Origin of the sequence: Pseudoalteromonas sp. T1lg23B (genome assembly GCF_002964665.1) — a bacterium.
In the GTDB taxonomy this organism is placed as follows: domain Bacteria; phylum Pseudomonadota; class Gammaproteobacteria; order Enterobacterales; family Alteromonadaceae; genus Pseudoalteromonas.
This window is the reverse complement of record NZ_PQBZ01000034.1, coordinates 712,198-735,497: the sequence shown is the minus strand read 5'-3', so window position 1 is coordinate 735,497 and position 23,300 is coordinate 712,198. Positions and strand designations below refer to the sequence as shown.

At 43.6% G+C, this 23,300-nt stretch carries 16 protein-coding genes, 8 tRNA genes and 1 pseudogene; 23 read left to right on the top strand and 2 right to left on the bottom strand.

The annotated features are described in order from the left end of the window. The first annotated feature begins 31 nt into the window (after nt 1-31). The 18 genes from ruvC (at nt 32) to C2M32_RS11665 (ending at nt 9,951) form a co-directional block, all read left to right on the top strand. On the top strand, nt 32-553 hold the full coding sequence (ruvC, locus tag C2M32_RS11755; RefSeq protein WP_105168592.1) for a crossover junction endodeoxyribonuclease RuvC: 522 nt from the start codon (nt 32-34) through the stop codon (nt 551-553). A gap of 8 nt (nt 554-561) precedes the next feature. Then, the gene (gene ruvA / locus C2M32_RS11750; RefSeq protein ID WP_105168591.1) at nt 562-1,179 is read left to right on the top strand and encodes a Holliday junction branch migration protein RuvA; all 618 of its coding nucleotides are present in this window, start codon (nt 562-564) and stop codon (nt 1,177-1,179) included. Nucleotides 1,180-1,185: 6 nt separating this feature from the next. Beyond that, nucleotides 1,186-2,190, top strand: coding sequence for a Holliday junction branch migration DNA helicase RuvB (ruvB, locus tag C2M32_RS11745; RefSeq protein WP_105168590.1), 1,005 nt, complete (start codon nt 1,186-1,188; stop codon nt 2,188-2,190). 794 nt (nt 2,191-2,984) lie between these two features. Further along, on the top strand, nt 2,985-3,674 hold the full coding sequence (gene tolQ / locus C2M32_RS11735; protein ID WP_105168588.1) for a protein TolQ: 690 nt from the start codon (nt 2,985-2,987) through the stop codon (nt 3,672-3,674). 1 nt (nt 3,675) lies between these two features. Next, on the top strand, nt 3,676-4,101 hold the full coding sequence (gene tolR, locus C2M32_RS11730) for a protein TolR (protein ID WP_070991600.1): 426 nt from the start codon (nt 3,676-3,678) through the stop codon (nt 4,099-4,101). 2 nt (nt 4,102-4,103) lie between these two features. Then, on the top strand, nt 4,104-5,042 hold the full coding sequence (tolA, locus tag C2M32_RS11725) for a cell envelope integrity protein TolA (RefSeq protein WP_105168587.1): 939 nt from the start codon (nt 4,104-4,106) through the stop codon (nt 5,040-5,042). Nucleotides 5,043-5,051: 9 nt separating this feature from the next. After that, nucleotides 5,052-6,407: a Tol-Pal system beta propeller repeat protein TolB gene (gene tolB / locus C2M32_RS11720; RefSeq protein ID WP_105168586.1), complete on the top strand. Its 1,356-nt coding sequence runs from the start codon at nt 5,052-5,054 to the stop codon at nt 6,405-6,407. Nucleotides 6,408-6,448: 41 nt separating this feature from the next. Beyond that, nucleotides 6,449-6,985, top strand: coding sequence for a peptidoglycan-associated lipoprotein Pal (pal, locus tag C2M32_RS11715; protein ID WP_105168585.1), 537 nt, complete (start codon nt 6,449-6,451; stop codon nt 6,983-6,985). 15 nt (nt 6,986-7,000) lie between these two features. Then, the gene (gene ybgF / locus C2M32_RS11710) at nt 7,001-7,750 is read left to right on the top strand and encodes a tol-pal system protein YbgF (RefSeq protein WP_105168584.1); all 750 of its coding nucleotides are present in this window, start codon (nt 7,001-7,003) and stop codon (nt 7,748-7,750) included. A 152-nt stretch (nt 7,751-7,902) separates the two neighbouring features. Then, nucleotides 7,903-7,978, top strand: a tRNA-Lys gene (locus C2M32_RS11705). A 25-nt stretch (nt 7,979-8,003) separates the two neighbouring features. Beyond that, a tRNA-Lys gene (locus C2M32_RS11700) sits at nt 8,004-8,079 on the top strand. Nucleotides 8,080-8,106: 27 nt separating this feature from the next. Continuing rightward, a tRNA-Lys gene (locus C2M32_RS11695) sits at nt 8,107-8,182 on the top strand. 28 nt (nt 8,183-8,210) lie between these two features. After that, nucleotides 8,211-8,286 (top strand) — tRNA-Lys (locus C2M32_RS11690). A 28-nt stretch (nt 8,287-8,314) separates the two neighbouring features. Continuing rightward, nucleotides 8,315-8,390: transfer RNA gene (locus C2M32_RS11685), tRNA-Lys, on the top strand. 27 nt (nt 8,391-8,417) lie between these two features. Then, nucleotides 8,418-8,493: transfer RNA gene (locus tag C2M32_RS11680), tRNA-Lys, on the top strand. 29 nt (nt 8,494-8,522) lie between these two features. Further along, nucleotides 8,523-8,598, top strand: a tRNA-Lys gene (locus C2M32_RS11675). 127 nt (nt 8,599-8,725) lie between these two features. Further along, entirely contained in the window at nt 8,726-9,766 is a 1,041-nt protein-coding gene (nadA, locus tag C2M32_RS11670; RefSeq protein WP_105169286.1) for a quinolinate synthase NadA, read from the top strand. A 95-nt stretch (nt 9,767-9,861) separates the two neighbouring features. After that, nucleotides 9,862-9,951, top strand: a tRNA-Ser gene (locus C2M32_RS11665). Between the two features lie 82 nt (nt 9,952-10,033). Here the strand turns inward: C2M32_RS11665 and C2M32_RS11660 are convergent. Then, nucleotides 10,034-10,615, bottom strand: a complete 582-nt coding sequence (locus C2M32_RS11660) for a TetR/AcrR family transcriptional regulator (protein WP_105168583.1) — start codon at nt 10,613-10,615, stop codon at nt 10,034-10,036. Nucleotides 10,616-10,756: 141 nt separating this feature from the next. Here C2M32_RS11660 and C2M32_RS11655 point away from each other — a divergent pair, with 141 nt between their 5' ends. The 5 genes and pseudogenes from C2M32_RS11655 to recD all read left to right on the top strand — a co-directional run bounded on the left by C2M32_RS11655 (nt 10,757) and on the right by recD (nt 21,842). Further along, a complete protein-coding gene (locus C2M32_RS11655) occupies nt 10,757-11,800 on the top strand; it encodes an alkene reductase (protein WP_105168582.1) in 1,044 nt (347 codons plus the stop codon). Nucleotides 11,801-12,010: 210 nt separating this feature from the next. Next, on the top strand, nt 12,011-13,036 hold the full coding sequence (locus tag C2M32_RS11650) for a GGDEF domain-containing protein (RefSeq protein ID WP_105168581.1): 1,026 nt from the start codon (nt 12,011-12,013) through the stop codon (nt 13,034-13,036). A 107-nt stretch (nt 13,037-13,143) separates the two neighbouring features. Then, a pseudogene (recC, locus tag C2M32_RS11645) lies at nt 13,144-16,406 on the top strand (exodeoxyribonuclease V subunit gamma). Then, complete coding sequence (gene recB / locus C2M32_RS11640) at nt 16,393-19,941, top strand: exodeoxyribonuclease V subunit beta (RefSeq protein WP_105168580.1); 3,549 nt, start codon at nt 16,393-16,395, stop codon at nt 19,939-19,941. The pseudogene recC and the gene recB overlap by 14 nt, the downstream one beginning before the upstream one ends. After that, complete coding sequence (recD, locus tag C2M32_RS11635) at nt 19,938-21,842, top strand: exodeoxyribonuclease V subunit alpha (RefSeq protein ID WP_105168579.1); 1,905 nt, start codon at nt 19,938-19,940, stop codon at nt 21,840-21,842. Before recB ends, recD begins: the two co-directional genes overlap by 4 nt. Before the next feature lie 160 nt (nt 21,843-22,002). Here the strand turns inward: recD and C2M32_RS11630 are convergent, their stop codons facing one another. After that, complete coding sequence (locus tag C2M32_RS11630; protein WP_105168578.1) at nt 22,003-23,292, bottom strand: amidohydrolase; 1,290 nt, start codon at nt 23,290-23,292, stop codon at nt 22,003-22,005. Nucleotides 23,293-23,300: the final 8 nt, after the last annotated feature.

Genomic DNA, 23,300 nt, shown 5'->3' with positions numbered 1-23,300 from the left:
ATGCACAAAACCTAATGACTGAGTAAGTATATTGGCAATTATTTTAGGCATAGACCCTGGTTCCCGTTTTACTGGCTATGGTGTGATCTCTCACCAAGGTTCAAAGTTTCAGTATTTAGGCAGTGGTTGTATTAAACTTGGAGAGCATGAATTTCCTATTAGGTTGAAAATGATTTACCAAGGGGTAAGTCAGTTAATCGAACAATTCTCTCCAAGCAGCTTTGCTATCGAGCAAGTTTTTATGGCGCACAACCCCGATTCTGCTCTAAAGCTTGGCCAAGCCAGAGGCGCGGCGATTGTTGCCGCAACTATGCAAGATGTGCCTGTGAATGAGTATTCTGCTCGGCAGGTTAAACAAGCCGTTGTTGGTACTGGAAGCGCGCAAAAAACTCAAGTACAAGAGATGGTTAAGCGAATCCTCAAACTACCGGGTACGCCACAGGCGGATGCTGCCGATGCCCTAGCTATTGCAATCTGCCATGCTCACTCAGAACAAAATTTAATTCGTCTTGCTGGCAGTGCAACCAAAACGGTAAGGCGCAGACTTAGATAGGAAAACGCATGATTGGACGACTCAGTGGTACATTATTAGAAAAACAACCACCGGAAATCTTACTTGATGTTGCAGGAGTGGGCTATGAAGTACAGATGCCGATGACCTGCTTCTATGAACTGCCTGCTATAGGCGAGAAAACAGCAGTCTATACACATTTTGTGGTGCGTGAAGACGCACAGTTACTATTTGGTTTTAACCATAAAAAAGAGCGGGCATTATTTCGCGAGTTGATAAAGGCCAATGGGGTTGGCCCTAAACTAGGATTAGCTATTTTATCTGGTATGTCAGCCGAACAATTTATACAGTGTGTAAATAATGAAGATGCGACAACGCTGGTTAAAATCCCCGGAGTTGGGAAAAAAACCGCTGAACGTTTAGTATTAGAAATGAAGGATAGGTTGAAGAATTTTGGCCATGATCTGCTAACGCCATTTAGTGATGCTGCGGTACTTGAACCAATGCAAAACCCAACAGTTGCAGATACTCCAGCGGATGATGCGGTTGCTGCTTTACTTGCATTAGGCTATAAACAAGCACAGGCATTTAAAGCGGTTAAAAATGTATCGCAACCAAATATGAGCACTGAGACGCTGATCAAAGAAGCGCTCAAATCTATGATGTAAGCCATTATGATAGAAGCCGACAGATTAATAGAACCAGAAGTACAGGGCAATGAAGATGTTGTCGACAGGGCAATTCGTCCTAAGTTACTGGCTGATTACACCGGGCAAGCGCATGTAAAGAAGCAGATGGAAATATTCATTCAGGCTGCTCGCACACGTGACGAAGCGTTGGATCACTTATTGATATTTGGGCCTCCGGGACTGGGTAAAACGACCTTAGCTAACATCGTTGCCAACGAACTTGAAGTGAATATTAAAACAACCTCTGGACCAGTGTTGGAAAAGGCGGGAGACTTAGCCGCCTTACTGACTAACCTTGAAGAGGGGGATGTTTTATTTATAGACGAGATCCATCGCCTAAGCCCACAAGTAGAGGAAATTTTATATCCTGCGATGGAAGACTATCAGTTGGATATTATGATTGGTGAAGGGCCGGCAGCACGTTCAATTAAGCTCGATTTACCGCCTTTTACTCTAATAGGCGCAACAACTCGTGCAGGCTCGTTGACGTCACCCCTGAGGGACAGATTTGGTATCGTGCAGCGCCTAGAATTTTATTCGGTGGCAGATCTTGCCAAGATCATTTCCCGTTCTGCATTTTATTTAGACCTAAGCATTAGCCCAGAAGGTGCTGATGAGGTTGCCAGACGCTCAAGAGGCACTCCTCGTATCGCCAATCGCTTGTTAAGACGGGTTCGCGATTTTGCACAAGTAAAAGGGGATGGGAAGGTGTGTGTAGACATCGCGCAACAGGCTCTGGAGATGGTGGATGTAGATAAATGTGGGTTTGATTATATGGACCGTAAATATCTGTTGGCCATCATTGAAAAGTTTATGGGTGGCCCTGTCGGTTTAGACAACTTGGCTGCAGCAATCGGTGAAGAACGTGAAACGATAGAGGACGTTATTGAACCATTTTTGATCCAGCAAGGTTTTATACAAAGGACTCCCCGAGGTCGTATTGCTTCTAATGCGGCGTATCTTCATTTTAACTTAACACCGCAAGCCTAGTTCTTACCTAGGTTTGCAGCTTCTCTCTGTGCAATAAATCTGTTCACTTTCAGTCAAGGTTAAGGCTTTGCCGATACACTGTCACACAAATTCAAGACAAAAAAAAGCCCGCTAAGATAGCGGGCAAAACAACAAGTTGAAGGAAGTAATCCAGGGAACTGATAAATGAACAGTGGTTTTATCCAATATGCATTTATCAACAGTAATACGACAAATCAGAAATCATATTACTAACAACTGTGCTTGTGCATTCATCATGCTGTGTGCTCAGTACAGGGTGTATATTAAAGATGTTTTTGCATTTCATCAAACTAGAAAAATTTTATTTTCAGATAAAAAAAACTAATATCAGGTTTTGTTGTTATCTCAATGAGTGTTGTTTTTTTGTGCTTAATGAGTATGTAACATATTGTTTTTATTGGTATTGGCTTGTTTTTGCACAATTTGTGAGTATTAGTTTATTTGTTGTTAATTGGTCTTACCAATATAAATATGTTACTTTATTCGCGATTTATGCATAAAGCGTTTGATTTATGCATAAATTAGTAATAAATACGCATTTTATGTGTAGGCTAAAAATGCGTCTCTAATCCTTTAGGGTTGTTTTTTTTGAGAGGGAGAGAGAGTTGTTACATTTTTGCGCACTTTGTCGCCAAATAGCTGTAATTCACGGTAATGAGATTGTAAGCGCTGGCATGTGTGAGTAAACTAACTGAACATTTATAGTCGCTTACAGTCAATTGAGTGAAGTAGCAGGCCATCGGCCGAAACACAATCGTTAGGAGTATAAAAAAGTGGAATCGGGACTCAATTTTATTGATCTAATTTTAAAAGCAAGTTTATTAGTACAGCTTGTGATGCTAACACTGGTTGGGATGTCGATTGCCTCTTGGGCCATTATTTTTCAGCGTAAAGGAATTCTTGGCCGGGCTGTATCTGAAGCGAGAGAGTTTGAACGTAAGTTCTGGTCTGGTATGGACCTCAGTAAATTATACGGTGAAGTAAGTGCCAAAACAGTACCCGCATCAGGATTAGAAGCACTATTTGCGGCAGGTTTTAAGGAGTTTGCCCGTCACAAAAAAAGTAGTACACCTTCTGCGGTGATGGTGATAGAAGGCACACACCGTTCTATGCGCGTTGCCTTATCACGTGAAATTGAAAAACTAGAATCTGGTTTATCTTTTTTGGCAACGGTGGGTTCAATCAGTCCTTATATCGGTCTATTTGGTACTGTTTGGGGGATCATGAATGCGTTCATTGCTTTGGGCGAGGTAAAGCAGGCAACTTTACAGATGGTTGCGCCGGGTATCGCAGAAGCTTTGATAGCAACTGCAATGGGTTTGTTTGCCGCGATTCCAGCAGTTATGGCTTACAACCGTTTTGCGAAAGATGTAGAGCGAGCTGAAACTCAATACGTTAACTTTATGGAAGAGTTCTCAAATATTCTTCACCGTCAGACCGCAAATTCTGCAGAGGCGAAGTAATATGTATGTGCGGAAGAAACGCCGCCAAATGGCGGAGATAAATGTTGTACCCTACATCGATGTCATGTTGGTGTTGTTGATCATCTTCATGGCTACGGCACCGCTCATCACTCATGGGGTAAAAGTTGATTTGCCACAAATGCAGGAGTCTGATCTAGTTGAAACTAAAGATGCGCCCCCTATTATTGCTAGCATTGACTCACAAGGGCGATACTATGTGAGTGTGGGAACAGATCCCGAGTCACCGATGGATGCGGTTGAGGTTGCTGCGGTTATTAAGCTTAAGCTGCAACAAAACCCAGAAACTCCGGTGATGATTAAAGGCTCAGGCAAAGTGTCATATCAAGAAGTTCTACTTCTAATGGACTTTTTAAAGAATGCGGGTGTGCCGTCGGTGGGTTTAATGACGAAATCATTTGAGGAATAGCCATGGGCTCACTACAAAGCGGATTGTTAAAATCTTTACTTTTACACCTTGCGATTGCAGGTTTTCTTTTTGCCAGTGCAACTTTTAAAGTGCCCACGCCCACGGTAATGCAAGTCACGCTTAATGTGCCCGAAACACCCCAATCGGAAAAGGTGGTTTCGGCGATTTCAGTTGATCAAAATGCAGTAGAGAAGAAAATTGCAGAACTAAAGCAAAAAGAAGACGCGCAGAAGAAGGCGGAAGAGAAGCGTATTCGAGATCTCGAAAGACGTGCGCAGCAAGCTAGACAAGACCGTGAAGCGGAAGCTCGTCGGATTGCCAAGTTAGAGCAGCAACGTAAAGCAAAGGAAGAAGAAAAACGTCAAGCTGAAGCACAAGCCAAAAAAGCGCGTGAAATTGAGAAAAAGCAGCGTGAAAAAGCGCAAAAAGCTGAGCAGGAAAAACTAGCGGCTGAAAAAGCAGCTAAGGCAGCCGCCGATAAACGTAAAGCGGAAGAAGATGCGTTACGTAAAGCAGAAGAAGCCAGAAAACGTCGAGAGGCGGAAGAGAAGCGTAAGGCTGAAGAAGCTGAAGTTGCACGTCAAAAAGCCCTTGAAGAAAAAATGTTACAAGAGCAATTGGCTAAAGAGCAAGCGGCAAGAAACCGCATACGTCAGCAACAAGTGCTTACAGAGGTAGAGAAATATCAAGCATTGATCACACAGCGGATCCAACAGAATTTGCTAACGGATGAAAAGATGCGCGGTAAAGAGTGTCGAGTTAACATTCGCTTAGCGTTCAACGGTCTGGTGACGAGCGTCACCTCCTTAGGCGGTGATAAGCTAGTTTGTGATGCTGCACTTAGAGCGGTACGAATGGCCGATACGTTGCCGGTATCAAAAGAAAAAGATGTGTTTGAAGAACTAAAAAATATTAATTTAACCATTAAACCCAATTTATAAAGGAAACTTATGTTTAACCGATTGAGAAACTTGTTAATCATAGTTGCTTTTGGCATTCATGGTGTGGCTAACGCTGCACTTGAAATTGTCATAACGGAAGGCATAGACAGTGCCAGACCGATAGCTATTGTGCCATTTAAGTTTGACGGGGTTGGTCAGCTACCATCACAGCTCAGCGACGTGATTGCTGCTGACTTGATGCGCAGTGGTAAGTTCAAGCCTCTAGCGCTTGCAGACATGCCACAGCTACCAACCAGTGATGAAGATGTGGACTACAACGCCTGGGTAGAAAAGGGGGTTGAGGCCATAGTTGTTGGGTCTGTACAGCAGCAACCTGGCGGAAGATATTTAGTAAAGTATGAGTTAATTGATGTTATTCGTGCCCAGATAACAGGGGGCGAAACGCGCATGATGAGTAATGGCAAGCTGATGAAAAGCCAAGACCATATTCAAGAAGCCAGACAAAGTATCATTACGAGCGAAGGGTTTAGACGTTATGCACATCAAATCAGTGATGTGGTATATGAGTCGTTGACCGGCGAACGTGGCGCATTTCGTACCAAAATTGCGTATGTTATTGTACGTGATGGCGAAGATAAACCTTATCAATTAGTTGTAGCGGATTACGATGGCTATAACGAACAAGTTCTATTGCGTTCAAAAGAGCCGCTGATGTCGCCTGCATGGTCACCAGATGGTAACAAGTTGGCTTATGTGACCTTTGAAAACCGTCAATCGCAAATTATCATTCAAGATCTCTACACCGGAAAGCGAGAAGTGATGACTAGCTTTCCAGGTATCAATGGCGCACCTCAGTTTTCACCGGATGGGACACAGTTACTTCTTGTGCTATCAAAAGATTCTGGGGGCGCCACAGAAGTCTATCTTATGGACCTTAAAACCAAACAAACAAGACGTTTAACTAAGCACCGTAGTATAGATACTGAGCCATCTTGGCATCCAAATGGTAAAGAAATTGTGTATACGTCTGAAAGGGGTGGTAATGCCCAGATATATAAGTTAAATTTACAGACTGGTAGGTCAAAGCGTATTACCTTTGACGGCGATATGAACCTTGCTGGATCTATTAGCCCTGATGGTCAACAATTGATTATGGTGAATAGAACGCTTGGCAAATATCATATTGCTAAAAAAGAATTAGAATCGGGGCTGTTTCAAGTATTGACGAGAACGCGTTTAGATGAATCTCCCAGTATTGCACCAAATGGCTCAATGATCATTTATAGCACGCTACATAACAACGAGCAGGTACTGGCTTTGGTGTCTATGGATGGTCGATTTAAAGCGCGACTTCCCGTTTCGGATGGACAAGTAAAGGCTCCGGCCTGGTCGCCATTTTTATAACAATTTTGCTGGTTTGAATTTTACAAATAGGAATATACTCGATGCAACTTAATAAAACTTTAAAAGCGCTATTGGTGGCTTTACCAGTAATGACGCTAGCGGCATGTAGCTCTTCTTCAAGTGTTGATGAAGGTGCAGCAAATGAAAGCAACCAGGCTGCAACTAATGATGCGAACAATCAAGTAGACGTAAATACTATTTCTCGTGAAAAATCAGCAGAAGAGAAGTTACGTGAAAAGTATGAAGCGTTGCGTCAAGAGCAAATCGTTTATTTTGACTTTGATAAGTCAACGATTCAAAGCCAGTACGCTGAGCTATTACAAGCTCACGCAGATTTCCTAGTTAAGAACCCAAGCGTGAAAGTACTGATTGAAGGTCACGCGGATGAGCGTGGTACGCCTGAGTACAATATCGCACTAGGTGAGAGCCGTGGTAAAGCGGTTGAAAAATATCTACAAAGTTTAGGTGTTTCAGACAGCCAAATTTCTGTTGTTAGCTATGGTGAAGAAAAGCCAATGGTTAAATCACGCACAGAAGAAGCGTTTGCTAAAAACCGTCGCGCGGTGCTTGTATACTAATAAGTAAGAGAGATTATGAAGCCGAATAATATTCTGGCAGCTCTACTATTACTAAGCGGGAGCACCCAAGTCTGGGCTGCTCCCGCTCCTGTTTCTGAAGCTGCAAATAACCCAGGTTCTTTAGAGCAACGTATTGCGCAATTAGAGCGCATGATGCAAACACGTAATATGTTGCAAATAGAGTTACAACAACAGCTCAATTTATTGCAAGACGAAGTGAGTCAAGTTCGTGGTGTGACAGAAGAGCAAAGCTACAAGCTTGAGAAAGTGCTTCAGCGTCAACGTGAACTGTATCAAGAAATTGAAAATCGGGTATCTAAGGTATATGAGCAATCAAATAGTACTTCGGTTGCAACGACTGTAGACAGCTCACAAGCCATCAGCAATGACTTAAATGAGAATGAAGCATATGACCGTGCTGTAGCGTTGATCATGCAGGACAAGCGATATGATGCTGCGATCCCTGAGTTTCAGAACTTTTTAGCAACTTTCCCACAATCGGTGTATATTCCAAACGCACATTACTGGTTAGGGCAACTACAGTCGATAAAGAATGATGACGCAAATGCTGTGATACATTTTAAAACAGTTGTAGAGCAGTTTCCTGAATCGAACAAACGTCCAGATGCGATGTTAAAGTTAGGTGCCTTGTATCAAAAGCAGGGTAACTTGGATTTAGCTAAGCAAATCTTAAATACTTTGATCTCGGAATACCCAAGTACGACTGCTGCTAAATTAGCCACAGAACGTCTTGCGAAGATCTAAATGGCGTGATTTTTTGCCACAATGGTTTAAAATTAGGCGCTTAGACACAAAAACTGAAAAAAACTACGTATTTCAGTTGCACTCATTTTTTAAATAAGTATTATAAGCGCCCGCAGCAGGCGATTGGTTCAAATCAAACTGCTGCACTAAGTGGGTCATTAGCTCAGTTGGTAGAGCAGTGGACTTTTAATCCATTGGTCGATGGTTCAAGTCCATCATGACCCACCACTTATTTTGTAAATGTTATCCGAGCGGGTCATTAGCTCAGTTGGTAGAGCAGTGGACTTTTAATCCATTGGTCGATGGTTCAAGTCCATCATGACCCACCATTTACAGATATGTATTGATATTAGAGCGGGTCATTAGCTCAGTTGGTAGAGCAGTGGACTTTTAATCCATTGGTCGATGGTTCAAGTCCATCATGACCCACCATCAATGCAATATTTAGGATAACCCGAGCGGGTCATTAGCTCAGTTGGTAGAGCAGTGGACTTTTAATCCATTGGTCGATGGTTCAAGTCCATCATGACCCACCATTTACAAAATTAGTTTTGAATTCAGAGCGGGTCATTAGCTCAGTTGGTAGAGCAGTGGACTTTTAATCCATTGGTCGATGGTTCAAGTCCATCATGACCCACCATTCAAAACCTATTCTCTTTTTTTGAGCGGGTCATTAGCTCAGTTGGTAGAGCAGTGGACTTTTAATCCATTGGTCGATGGTTCAAGTCCATCATGACCCACCATTCAAAAAAACTATTCTCGATTTTAGAGCGGGTCATTAGCTCAGTTGGTAGAGCAGTGGACTTTTAATCCATTGGTCGATGGTTCAAGTCCATCATGACCCACCATTCCCAGATACTCCCCTTTTAATATATTCTTAATTATTCTTTCTTATGGTCGTCATTGACTAGGATTCTTGCGCTCGTTTACGTATAATTCGCTGCAATTATGCAATATGACTACAGTGGTCGAAAAATGAGTTTAGCTGAACAAATCATGCCCGAGGATTATATTTTTCCTCCTAAGCCTGCCCCTTTGTCTGATGACGAGAAGCTGGCATATAAAGCGCGCATCAAATCTTTGTTAAAAGAGAAAAATGCAGTTTTGGTTGCCCACTATTATACAGATCCAGAGATCCAAGCATTGGCTGAGGAGACTGGTGGTTGTGTGGCTGATTCGTTAGAGATGGCGCGTTTTGGTGCTAAGCACGATGCGGATATCATCGTCGTCGCAGGTGTGCGTTTTATGGGGGAGACCGCAAAAATCCTAACACCGAACAAAACTGTGGTGATGCCAACACTTGCCGCAACCTGTTCATTGGATGTCGGTTGTCCAATCGATGAGTTCTCAGCGTTTTGTGATCAACACCCAGATAGAAAAGTTGTGGTTTACGCTAACACATCAACAGCTGTTAAAGCTCGTGCTGATTGGATTGTGACCTCATCGTGTGCACTTGAAATTGTTGAGCATTTGGATGAACAAGGTGAGAAAATCATCTGGGGCCCAGACAAACATTTAGGGTCATATATCCAAAAGAAAACGGGCGCAGATATGATCATGTGGAACGGTGCCTGTATCGTTCATGACGAATTTAAAACCAAAGCGTTAAAAGACATGAAAGCGTTATACCCTGACGCGGCCGTGTTAGTACACCCTGAGTCGCCTGCGGAAATTGTTGAGTTAGCTGATGCGGTTGGTTCCACCAGCCAGTTGATTAAAGCTGCACAAACGATGGCAAACAACAAGTTCATTGTTGCTACAGACCGTGGCATATTCTATAAAATGCAACAGCTATGTCCTGAGAAAGAGTTTTTTGAAGCACCCACAGCTGGTGAGGGCGCGACATGTAAGAGTTGCGCACACTGCCCTTGGATGGCAATGAATGGCTTAAAAGCGATAGAAGAAGCCCTTGTTGACCCACAAGGAAAAGAAGTGTTTGTGGATATGGACTTGCGTGAAGGAGCATTACGCTCGCTGAACCGTATGCTGGATTTTTCAGCAAGCTTGCAAAGATAACGCTCGATAGTTGAGCAACTGATTGTTTAGAGCCAAAAACTGCTTGCTAAAGTGCGTTGCTTTTCATAGTATTAGCCCCGCACTTTAGGTGCGACGGAGAGGTGGCTGAGTGGCTGAAGGCGCACGACTGGAACTCGTGTATAGGCTAACCCCTATCGAGGGTTCGAATCCCTCCCTCTCCGCCATGCTTTCGTGCTATAACAGAATGACTAAAAAAAGCGCTCATAGGCGCTTTTTTTGTGTTTGAATTTTGGCTTTGTTAGTAGCCTAGCGAAGGACGTATTCCAGCAGTTGTTCGCTGAGGCGACTAAGTGCTTGTGTATCGTTGCCTGTGCTGGCATAGGTTCGTAAACCATAAATACCCATCACTAAAAACTGAGCGCGTTCTTTAGCGCTGGGTTTTGAGCTTATCTCACCTTTATCCATTGCTTTATTTAAAACACTTTCTAATGAACGTTCAAAGGCGCTTAGGTTATTTGAGAGTACTTGGGTGACTTCTTCATCTTGCCCATCGATTTCAGACAAAGTTCTAGTGAGTAAACATACTTTGGTCGCTTCACTGCTTGCGCATGGGTGTGCAATGTCGGCTAGAAATGCGTGTAAGGCCGACTTTATATTGTTGTGACTAGCACACAATTGAGCAAATTGTTCGTTCTTATCTTTTTGATACTGTTCAACAGACGCCAGCAATAGCCCTTTCTTATTGTTAAACGCACAGTAAATTGACCCTGGGTGTAATCCCGTGGCTTGTGTTAGTTTTTGCATACTCGTCTTGCTGTAACCATGCTGCATAAATGTTGTCATGGCCTGACGTAATACGTGTTCTCTGTCGAATTCAGCACTTCTCATAGGGGCGTGTAATCTAACTTAGGTCCGCAAATAGTAACCTAATTTGATTGGCTATTCAAAAATAGTTCTTGAATGTATGTTCAAGTATGTGTATCTTGAACGCATATTCAAGATTGAAGCTAAGCATACCAGAGAGGATTTATGACATCTATTTTATTTGAGCCACTGACACTCAATGACACACTGACTTTAAACAACAGAATTCTAATGGCACCTTTAACGCGTTGTATGGCTGATGATGAGCTTGTACCCACACAGGCAATGGCAGCTTACTATGCGCGAAGAGCTGATTCGGGCTTAATCATCAGTGAAGCAACAATTATTCGCCCCGATGCTCAGGGTTATCCTAACACGCCAGGGTTGTTCACTCAGGCGCAAATAGATGGCTGGAAAAACGTGACAACAGCTGTTCACAATGCCGGTGGTAAGATTTTTGCCCAGTTATGGCACGTTGGCCGCGTGGCCCATCCGTACTTTTTTGGTGAAGGCGACGTACTCGCGCCCTCAGCAATAGGCATCGAAGGAACGGTACCAAGAATGCGTGACTTGAGTTATCAAACACCAAAAGCTGCAACAATCGAAGACATTAAACAGTTGGTGGCGGATTACGCTCAAGCCGCTAAAAATGCCATTGAAGCAGGCTTTGATGGGGTAGAAATTCACGGCGCTAACGGTTATCTGATAGACCAGTTTATGCATTATGCTTCGAATCAGCGTCATGATGAATATGGTGAAACGCCTGAAAATATGTCGCGTTTTGCTCTTGAGGTGGTTGATGCAGTGGTTGCCGCAATTGGTGGTGAGCGTGTTGGTTTACGTTTGTCACCAGGCGCATATTTCAATATGGAGCCTGACGCACGAGATACACAAGTGTTTGATTATTTACTTGAGCAACTTAACACGCGAGAGTTGGCATTTGTACACGTAGGTATTTTTGACGATACCATGGAATTTGAGCACCTAGGTGGTCGAGTTTCGGATTATATGCGCAAGCACTACAAAGGAACTCTTGTTGGTGTGGGTGGTTTTACACCAGATACCGCGCAATTAGCACTGACAGAAAAGCGTTTTGACTTAGTAGCGATAGGGCGTCCATTTATTGCCAACCCTGACTATGTAAGTAGAGTAAGAAATCAGCAAGCGCTGGAACAATACACGGAAGAAATGCTGGCTGAATTGGTTTAATACACTCAAGCCGCTTCAGTGTTTATAAAGGGAGAGCTAAGTCTCCCTTTATAATGCCTGACATGTGAAAATTAACCAAAAACAATACTTACTTAACATCAGCAAGCTCAAAAAATCTGTCTATACTTGCCTTATGTCTAATTTGAGTTAACCCCAACTTAAACTAGTGATTAAACCGACGATTCTGTCGCCTAAGTTTTAGGGCAAACCATGCAAGAAGAGCTACTCAACTCTGTTGTTAAACTAACCAAAACACGAGATGTCGACTCCCTTGAGTCAAGCTTACTGTCTACTATTCACGAATTTATTGGTTGTCAGCAAGTGTCCATTTACAAGTCTGTAGCAGGAAAAGATGGGCTTGTGGTTGAATGTAGTTTAAGCCTTGAAGTGGTTGAAGAGAAACAATACCGCTGGAAAGAATCAGAGAAAGTAACAAGCCCAAGCTCAGAGCTTTTATCCTGCTTGCATTCTGCTTGTATCATTGCCATTCAAAGTCACGATGGCGTTGAAAAAAGGTGGATCCCAATTACATTATCCGATCAACCCATAGGTGCCATTACGATTGTCAGCCGGGGCCTCAGTAGTGCTGATCAGGTATTGCTCAATGCATTTTGTTGTATTTATGAAAATTACCTTACCATTCTTAATGAAAACGAAAGAGACAAGCTGACAGGGTTATTGAATCGGCAAACTTTTGATAAAAAGTTAAAGCAGCTAGTGGAAAAGCAGGTTATAAAGCACCACAAAACACTCAAGTCCAACAAAGACAGGAAAGAGCACAAAGAAACGGTTTCTTGGTTAGCGATGTTGGATATAGATCACTTCAAGCAGGTGAATGACAACTATGGTCATGTATGTGGTGACGAGGTGTTATTAATATTAGCGCAGACCATGGAACGATTTTTTAGCCCAACAGATTTATTATTTCGTTTTGGTGGAGAAGAGTTTGTGCTGGTGTTTGAGCCAGTTACATCTGAGGAGATTGAAAACTTACTCAGTGACTTCGTTGCTTTAATACGGCGAACAAAGTTTCCGTTTGTTGATAAATTAACGGTGAGTATCGGAGTATCCAAGGTGGGGCCTTATGATTTCCCGATCCATGTGCTAGAAAATGCGGATAGGGCGCTGTACGCAGCAAAAGACAATGGTCGCGATCAAATTTGTTTCTTTGATAGCCTCATACATAGCCATGAACAACCAAAAGACGATGGAGGTGATGGGGTGGACTTATTTTGAGTCTATCTTCAAACAAGTAAATATCTTACACTGTCCAGTGCATATAAAAACTCAAATTCAGCTGGTTCAATCGCTTATTCTGGTTGTAAAAAGCTCGGAAACACATAATGTTGCACATCATTCAATCTAACCGCATGGAAGTTCTACAGGCGCAGTTCCACACTTTGCTCAAAAGTGCGCCATTAAGTTCACCCTTTAGTAAAGAAGTGGTGTTGGTGCAATCGCCAGGGATGTCACAGTGGCTGAAAATAGGCCTGAGCGAAGCACTGGGAATAGCAGCACAAGTAGACTTTCCATTACCATCGAGTTTTATTTGGAAACTGTATCAACAGTTTTTACCTGATGTGCCTAGTGAATCACCTTATAATAAGCCCAACATGACATGGAAATTGGTGAGTATCTTACCTTCGTGCTTGGAAGAACCGAGTTATAGGCAGCTACAACAATATTTACAACACGACTCCGACGGCCTAAAACTGTTTGCGCTATGTGAAAAGATAGCCGATGTATATGACCAATATTTAATGTATCGACCACATTGGATTGCGCAATGGGACGATGGTGTGGACGAGCTAGATGATGTCGATGTAACAATCGCCCCTTGGCAGCCAGACCTTTGGCGGCGGTTGGTAAAGCACACTCAATCGCTGGGACAAAGTGACTATCATCGCGCAAATATGCACCAGTTACTCGTCAGAGCGCTTGAAGATGCAGATGTGGGTACATTACCGGAGCGAGTATGTATTTTTGGCTTATCTGCTATGGCATCAAGCCAGTTAGAAATATTCCAAGCGCTGGCAAAAAAAACCTCCGTACTGCTGTTTTTTTGTAATCCTAGTGAGCACTATTGGGGCGATCTCGTTGATGAAAAAACTCAGGCGAAAATCGCTGCTAAATACGTGAAAATGCCAGAAGTTGAAGCCCAACAGCAACAGCAGGACTACTATTTTATTGGTAATCCATTGCTATCATCTTGGGGTAAGTTAGGTCGTGATTATTTTGAGCAATTGGTACAAGTTGACGCTCAATGGATAGATGGTTTTGTTGAAGATTTTGATGATACTTTGCTTGGCAAGATTCAACAGGAAATATATCAACTCGCATTTAAGGGCAAGTCGTTAACACCTGATAAGCAATGGTTTATTAGTGAGCAAGGGAAGTTAGCGATTGACCTGAACGATAGGTCATTGCAGCTACAAGATTGTCATACGCCGCTGCGCGAAGTCGAATGTTTACATGACCATTTGTTGCGCTTGTTTCATGCCAACCCGAGCCTAACACCGAAAGATATTATCGTCATGATGCCTGATGTCGGTGCATACAGCCCATACATTGAGGCGGTATTTGGCTCTGCAACTGCACAGCGCTATATTCCGTATGCACTCGCTGACCTATCCATCGAACAAGAAAAACCAATACTGAGTTCTTTTGTTAGCTTAGTGAATTTACCCTTTAGTCGCTTTGGTGTGTCTGACATACTTGATTTATTAGCGGTGACGCCGATAGCAAGTCAATTTAATGTTGAAGAGCATGAGTTTACTCAATTGAAATACTGGCTGGAGCGAGTCGGGGTGAAGTGGGGACTCGATGCCAACCATAAGCTGGATCATGACTTGCCTGCATTGTCATTGAACACTTGGCAGCACGGCTTGAATCGATTATTGCTTGGTATTGCGTCAAGCGATGAACAGCATGAGTTCAATGATGTTTTTCCTGCTGACTTGGTTGAAGGAATGGCCGTAAATAGCTTGAGTAAACTGCTGATTTTGTCAGCACACTGGCCATATTTAAGCGCAAACTCAATAAAGAGGCGCGGTTATACGATAAAGCACAGTTACTTCGACAAATGATTGCCCAGTTCTATGATGCACAAACGGAACAAAGTTGGGATCTACTTATTCTTGAGCGTGTGATCGATGATTTGCAAAAGCATGATGACAATCTAGATATGCAATCAAATGTTTCGGCTAGAGTGTTAAGTTATTTAGTGAAGCAAGGCGTGCAAGAAAAAGGAGTTGGACAAAGGTTTTTAGTTGGGCCAGTTAACTTTTGTACATTGATGCCTATGCGTGCGGTACCTTTTAAGGTGGTATGTTTGCTCGGGCTCAATGACGCTGATTATCCAAGAACTGTACAACCAATTGGCTTTGATCTGGTTCAATACTCTAGACGTCAAAAAGGCGATCGTTCACGTAAGTTTGATGACCGCTACTTGTTTCTTGAGGCATTGCTCAGTGCGCGTGAACATCTTTATCTTAGCTACATTGGACGTTCATGTTTTAACAACGAGCCGCAGATGCCATCAATTTTGGTTAGCGAATTAATGGAATATGTCGATCGTAGTTTTTGTTATTCCGACCCCAAACTCAAGCCATCTGAGCATCTTTTGCAGCAAGCGTCTTTGCAGCCGTTTAACGCCAGAAACTATGATGAACATAACGCGCTACAGAGTTTTAATCCCATATGGTTGGTAGAGGATAGTGAGGTTGAGCTTACTCCAGCGACAGCGCTTGAAGTAGTGAGTGATCAAGAAATCGATATTACTCAGTTTATGTTTACCGTCCTCAACCCACAAAAAGCATTTTATACTCAAACGCTTGGCTTAAGGCTGCATGAGCAAGCCTTGATAGATAAAGATGAAGAGCCCTTTATACTCGATACGTTGGAACGTTACTTCTATCTTGACGAGTTGCTTGAGTGTCAGCTCAGAGGCGATACAGTGAACCTAAAACAAATGGTGCAGCGTGGTAACTTACCTCAAGCGGCGGTTGGTGAAATTCAGTTGGCCAAAATGCAACAACGTGTACAACCTATGGTTGAGCAACTACATCCACATCTTCAACAGCATAAAGAGCCCGTTGAAGTGCGCCTCAAGTTAGGTGAGCAAGTACTCCTTGGCTGGTTGGATAAGTTATACGACGATAAACAAATTTTTTATCGCAGCGCCAGTATTAAAGCCAAAGATAAAGTGAAGGGCTTTTTAATGCACTGTATTGCCCAGTGCACTCAACACCCTGTTTATACGCATATCTATGGATTAGACGAGCGAGTAAGTTTTGCGCCAATAGAAGAAGCAATTGCACGTCAATATCTGACCGACTGGCTTGGTTTTTATCAACAATGTTTATCTCAGCCAATGCCATTTTTTGTCAGTACCGCATATGAACTTATCGCCACTGGAGATATCAACAAGGCCGCTGCAAAGTTTAATGGCGGACAATACATCGGGTTCGGCGAAAGTGAAGACCCATATGTGGCATTAAACTTTAGCAATTTAGATGAGGTGATTGAGCAACTACAGGCGATTAGCGACCATTTACTTAGCGATATTATCGAGCTAGCACAGGAGCAACGTTATGCAGACGCTTAATCCGCAAAGTATGCCCTTGGTTGGTGCCAATCTTATTGAAGCGAGTGCGGGTACCGGGAAAACCTATACGATTACTGGTCTATATCTACGTTGTTTGCTTGGCTTACAAACACCATCACAGCAACAACCACCATTGAGCGTAGAGCAAATACTGGTTGTGACATTCACAGAAGCAGCAACTCAAGAAATTAAAGACAGAGTACGGTCAAGGATTTTGTTAGCCAGAGACGCACTATTGGGTGCCCAATGTGATGACTTGTTGATCAACAACGTTTTATCGCAAGTTGAAGACACTCATCAGGCGTTTACATTATTGGATGCTGCCGCGAAATCCATTGATGAGGCCGCTATTTTTACCATTCACGGCTTTTGTCAGCGTATGCTCAAACAGCACGCTTTTGAATCGAATGTTGCGTTTAATTTGGAGTTTGTCCTCGATGAGTCAGAACTCATTCTAGAGGCCATTAAAGATCATTGGCGCAGCTTTGTTTATCCGCTGGACAAAGACACCACTCAAGCGGTGATAGAACACTTTGCAAGCCCACAGGCGTTGGCAGCAAGTGTTATAAAGTTACTGAGCAAAGAGCAGGCTTTGATCACCCCTAAGTTTAACCTAAACGATGTGCTTCAAGCACGAGAGACTTATCAGCAGCAAGCAAGCTTATTCAAGCAATCATTACTAGAGAGCGATTTTTTCACTGTGTTGTCGCAAAGCGGCTTGGCAAAAAATAAAGCACCTGGAAGGGTTGCGAATATAGAAGCGTTGATAGCGTATTGTCAAAGCGAAGAGTGGTATTTCGAGTTTGGCAGTGCTAAGCATTCATTCTCTTTATGGGGAGAAGCCTCGTTATCGAATACCAGTCATTACAAAAAAGGGGCGGCAATCGTTGAGCATCCTCTGATCGCAAAGTTTGATGACATGGCCCGGTTGCATGACACGGTGAGTAAGGGGATGCCGCTGGCTATTTTACAACATAGTGTGACTGAGGTACGACAATTATTGCAAGCACACAAAGCGCAGCATGGATTGATTAGTCCAGATGATTTGCTAAGCCAACTATACAGGGCATTACAATCTGAACAAGGTGAGGTGCTAAGACAGAAGATAGCGCAGCTATTCCCAATTGCGATGATTGACGAGTTTCAGGACACGGATCCTGTTCAATATGGCATTTTTGATGCAATTTATGGTGAAAACCCTAATACCACCATGACCATGATTGGCGACCCCAAGCAGGCGATTTATGGTTTTCGTGGCGCTGATATATTCACTTATATCCATGCGAAGCAGCAGGTAAACACACAGAACCAATATACTCTAGGCACCAATTTCCGCTCTGCAACGGGTATGGTCAATGCGGTCAATGCGATTTTTTCATGTCACGAACACAGCTTTATTTACAATCAGGCAATTCCGTTTGTTGGAGTAGGAGCAAAAGGCAAAAGTGCAGAGCACAGCTTTTCACGCACTTCAACGGATCAGACATCACTGGTTTTTAGTGTTTACAAAGATGAGGCTGTTGTTACCAGTAAAGCTCAAGCATTACCCGTATTAGCGCGTGCCTATGCAGATAAAATCGTAAACTTGCTACTCGAAGCCGAAAATGGGGAGGCGAGAATTGGCGAGCACAAGGTTAAAGCAGGTGATATTTGCGTACTTGTGCGGGATCGAAATGAAGCCAGCATTATCAAATCGGCATTAGCGCAATGCGCAGTGCCCAGTGTTTATCTAGCCAGAGACAGTATATTTAGCCAGCCTATAGCGCATGCAATCCTTAACTTTTTGGAAGTGTTGCACGGTAAGTATGATGAAGCTGCGCTGCGAGGGATCTTAGTCAGCCCGTTGTTTGCACTCAATTATCAACAGATTTATCAGCTTCGTACACAGGAGCAACAGTGGCAAAACTATCTTGACCAGTTCAGTCAGTTGCAGAAGTTGTGGTCCAAGCAAGGTGCTATGGCCATGCTAGAGCAACTTTTAGTTCAGAATCGGCTACCAGCATTATGGAAAGCCAAAGGCTACAATGTTGAACGCTGGTTAACGGACTATCGACATTTGGCGGAATTATTACAGCAAAAGCAGATAGAGCTTGATGGTACTTTACGGGTGTTGCGATGGTTTGCAGGGCAGTGCCAACAAACGCAGCAAGACAGTGCTCAAGTGCGCCTAGAAAGTGATGCTGATTTAGTAAAAATTGTTACGATGCACGCGTCAAAGGGGCTAGAGTACCCTATCGTTTACATGCCTTTTGCTAGTAGCTATCGAGAAACCAGCGACGCCATATACCATCAAGATGGCCAGCTTATCTATAATCTTGATGCATCTGAGGATGAACAAGCTTTGGCGCAGCAAGAGCGTTTGGCAGAAGACATCCGCCTGTTGTATGTTGCCTTGACCCGAGCGATTCATTTTTGCGATGTTGGACTGTTTAACATTGCCGCAGGGCGTAGTAAAAAACCAGGTATGACACAAACGGCGATAGGTTACGTACTGTTCGGTAACCAGACTTTTGCAGATGCGCAAAGCTGGCACCAGAGGTTACAAACTTTTTGTGATGGGCATGAAGACATTGGACTAAGTTGGATATCTGCACAAAACAGTACATCGAGCATCATGAGTATTGAACATAATGAAGCATCTAGCATGGCGGTCAAGCCTGTCACTATCAAGATTGAGCGGGACTGGCGTACCACCAGCTTTAGTCAGTTGAGCTATCACAGTCATTCAGATGAGCGGCCTGCGGGTGCTTTGGATGAAAACCACCAACTTGATTTACCCGAGCATATCGCCAGTGTCACGCAGCAAGTGCTTAATTCATATACCTTTCCCAAAGGGGCAAAGCCAGGGAGTTGCTTACATGAAATCTTTGAATTGATTGACTTTAGTGCCCCTGATAAGCCAAGCATAGAGCAGCTCCCACTCCTTGAAGCAATTGCAAAAAGCTTGACCAAGTATCACATTGATGAGCAGTGGCAGGAGCCAGTTAAAGATTGGATCCTCGCTTGTTTAACATGTCAGTTAGATAAAGACAACGGGCTTAGTCTTTGCCAATTAGCGCCCGCAGAATGTTTGGTGGAGATGGAGTTTCATCTTCCACTTGAGCCGCTGCGCTCGGGACAATTGAATCGTCTGGTGAGCGACATAACAGGGCAACATAGTCAACTTCAGTTTGAGCAAGTTAAGGGGCTACTCAAAGGCTTTATAGACTTGATTTTTGTTTACCAAGAGCGGTATTACATTTTAGATTATAAGTCGAACTATTTGGGTGACAAGGCCAGCGATTATGATCAAAGCAACTTACAGTTGGCTATGGATGCGCACCAGTATCACTTACAGTACATGATCTATTCAGTTGCTTTACATCGACTGTTGTCACAGCGACTAAGTAATTACGACCCGAACAAGCACTTGGGTGGCGTATATTATTTATTCCTACGTGCGCTTCCTGATGGCGCTGGGGTGTATTTTAACCAGTTAACTCTGGAGCAGCTGTTAAAGCTCGATGCATTGTTCACACAAGGTAGCGTGTTATGAGCCAGTTAGACTTATTCGACGACACGATACAAAACAATTTTGATCATGAAGCGTTCATCGAGTTATTACTACAAGAGTCGAGAATTCGTCACGCTGATGTCGCATTAGCGAGATTGCTAAATAAACAATCTATTGATGATATCTTTTATCTCATTTTACTGTTACTCAGAGCTGAGCAGCAACAACATAGTTGCTTGGCATTTGAGGATGTAAATTGGCAAGACCCGTTTGCAATGCAGGCGCATTACCAGCATGGCAGTGCTGCGCCTTGGCAAGAGGAATTGCCTCATAAAGTCTGGCAAAAGTTGCAGCAACACCCAGCGGTAGGTGAAGATAAGCCACTGACACTATTTGCGCAAAGACTGTATTTGTCGCGTTTGGCAAACTATGAAGCGCTTTTAGCAGAGCGCTTCTTGGCTATGCAAAATCAACACTTAGTGGTGGATGAAAGTCGCTTGAGCGCTTTGCTAGATGAGTACTTTCCAACTCAGAATAATCAGAATACAGAAACACTTGATTGGCAAAAAGTCGCTTGTGCTATGGCTGCAACGAGAGGATTTTGTGTGATCACCGGAGGCCCCGGTACAGGTAAAACGACAACGGTGACTAAGCTATTGGCTATTTTACAGTCGCTTTATATCAAGGCACCATTGACCATAAAACTGGTAGCACCCACTGGTAAAGCCGCCGCTCGGCTAAGTGAATCGATACTCGGAGCCAAGGCCAAGCTTGGACTCGATACACAGCTAAGTGAACTGATCCCAGATCACGCACAAACCATTCATCGCTTGTTGGGCGTAATTCCGCAAAGCAACCAATATCGTCATAATCAGCATGATCCACTGCATCTTGATTTGCTGATCATCGATGAGGCTTCCATGGTCGACCTATCCTTACTTGCTAAGTTGGTACAGGCGCTGCCAAGCCATGCCCGACTTATTTTGCTCGGAGATAAAGACCAGCTTGCATCGGTAGATACTGGCAGTGTACTGAGTGACTTGTGTCAGGAGTTGACGTTGGGAGCCATACCTCGTTACAGCCAGACTTTGTGTGAGCGTTTAAATCGTCTTTGCTTTGCCTCGCAACCAAAGTTAGTAGGGCAGGAAAGTGATTTTGTATTAACAGACAGTGTGGCATTTTTGCAAAAAAGTCACCGTTTTGACAGTCAAAGTGGCATTGGCCAACTTGCATTGGCCGTGAATACCAATGATCGTAAATTGCTCGCCCAAACCCTACAAAATGGCTTTGAAGATATCGCGGTGAGACCTTTAAACAACGAGCAGTATCAAAGCTTGATTCAGCGTGTAGCACAGCACTACAGTCGTTACTTAACGCTTATGCATAACGGTGCATCCGTACAAGAAATACATCATGCTTTCTTAGAGTATCAGCTATTAGCAGCATTAAGAGAGGGCCCCTATGGAGTTGAGCAGCTAAATAAGCGTATAGAGCAGGCGCTTTACGCAAAAAATTTGATTCAGCCGCTGACTCGTCATTATGCTGGCCAACCTATTATGGTCGTAGAGAATGACTATCAGCTAAAGTTGTTTAACGGTGACATAGGTATTTTGCTTGTCGATGAGCAAATGCAGCTCAAGGCAACGTTTATTGATGAGCAAGGGAACTTACGTTCATTTTATCCAGCACGTTTACCAAGACACGAAAGTGTCTATGCGATGACCATACATAAATCCCAAGGATCAGAGTTTGCACATACCGCAATGCTCTTACCTCCGGTGCAGCGCGCTTCTGTAGGTATTAATAGACAGTTACTCTACACAGGAATAACAAGAGCTAAGCAATATTTCGAGCTGGTTGCGCAAGAACAAGTGTTATTCAATGCCATGGCTCGATCCGTATCAAGATGTTCAGGATTGAGAGAAAGGTTAATGAGAAATTAACAAGTTGGTGTTGTGTTGAATTTTTTGTAAACTACTCTATAGTTTTAAGGTAAGTTTTGCACATTGAACCTGTGACAAATACTTACCTTCCCTAAGTACTCCACTGCCCAGTGGTCAGCACGCCGCCACAATAACCTGTGGCGGCTTTTTCATTATAGGCTTAGTGATTGCTCGTGTAATCTTGTACTAAACTCGTCAGGGTTGATACGCCAACCGCCAGTGCGCTTTCGTCGACGTAAAATTTAGGGGAATGATTACTGGCAGCCTCGCTCAGAGGTTTATCCTTGGGCGTGACCCCAAGCATCAAAAATAAGCCAGGGGTTTGTAGGGCGTAATATGAGAAATCTTCAGCACCGGTGATCAAACTCAACTCTTTAAGGTTGTCTTTACCAACAATGCCCTCAAGCGTTGGTAGCATTTTTTGTGTGAGAGCGGGGTCATTAATGGTGACCGGATAGCCGGCATCGATATGTGTGACAGCGTGCGCGCCGGCAGACTCAGCAATCAGTGATGCTGTGCTTTGCAAGCGGGTCTTGATATCTGCGCGCATAGTTTGATCAAAACTTCTTATGGTGCCAATCAGTTCGACTTGTTCCGGAATGATATTCGAACGTATGCCGCCATTAATTGCACCAAAAGACAACACCGACGGGGCTTTGGTGACATCTATTTGTCGCGATGCAATGGTTTGTGCAGACATAATAATTTGTGCAGCAGTGACTATCGGGTCAACACCGTTCCATGGCCTTGAGCCATGGGTTTGTTTACCTTTGACAGTAATTGCAAATGAGTCTTCACTGGCCATCATTGGGCCACTGCGGTAACCAATCTGGCCTACTTTTAAATGGCTTGTAGAGTGCAGGCCAAAAATAGCTTCTGGCTTTTGCTTAGCAAATAAACCTTCTTTGAGCATTAGTTCTGCGCCACCCTCTTCACCATCCGGTGCGCCTTCTTCTGCTGGCTGAAAGATAAACAACACTGAGCCTGCAAGTTGTGCCTGATGTTGCTTTAATACCGCCGCAGCGCCCATCAGCATAGCCACATGGGTGTCATGGCCACACGCATGCATGACGCCAACTTCAGTGCCTCTGTATTGTGTAGTTTGCTTTGAGGCAAAAGGCAGGTCGACTTGTTCAGTAACTGGCAGTGCATCCATATCTGCACGTAGTGCCACCAGCGGGCCAGGTTTGCCACCAACCAGTTTAGCCACCACTCCTGTGTGTGCAATACCCGTTTCTACTTCAAGGCCAAGCGCGCGTAGATTCTCAGCGATATACTTTGCGGTTTTAAATTCTCTATTACTTAGTTCTGGATACTGATGAAGGTGACGACGCCACTCAATCACCTTTTGATTCACTTGTTCAATAGTGGCGGAAGTATCTGAGTTGGCCGCACTGATGAAGCTAAGAGGTAAGCTGAGGCAAGTTGCCAATACCGTGAGAATACGCATGAAAGACG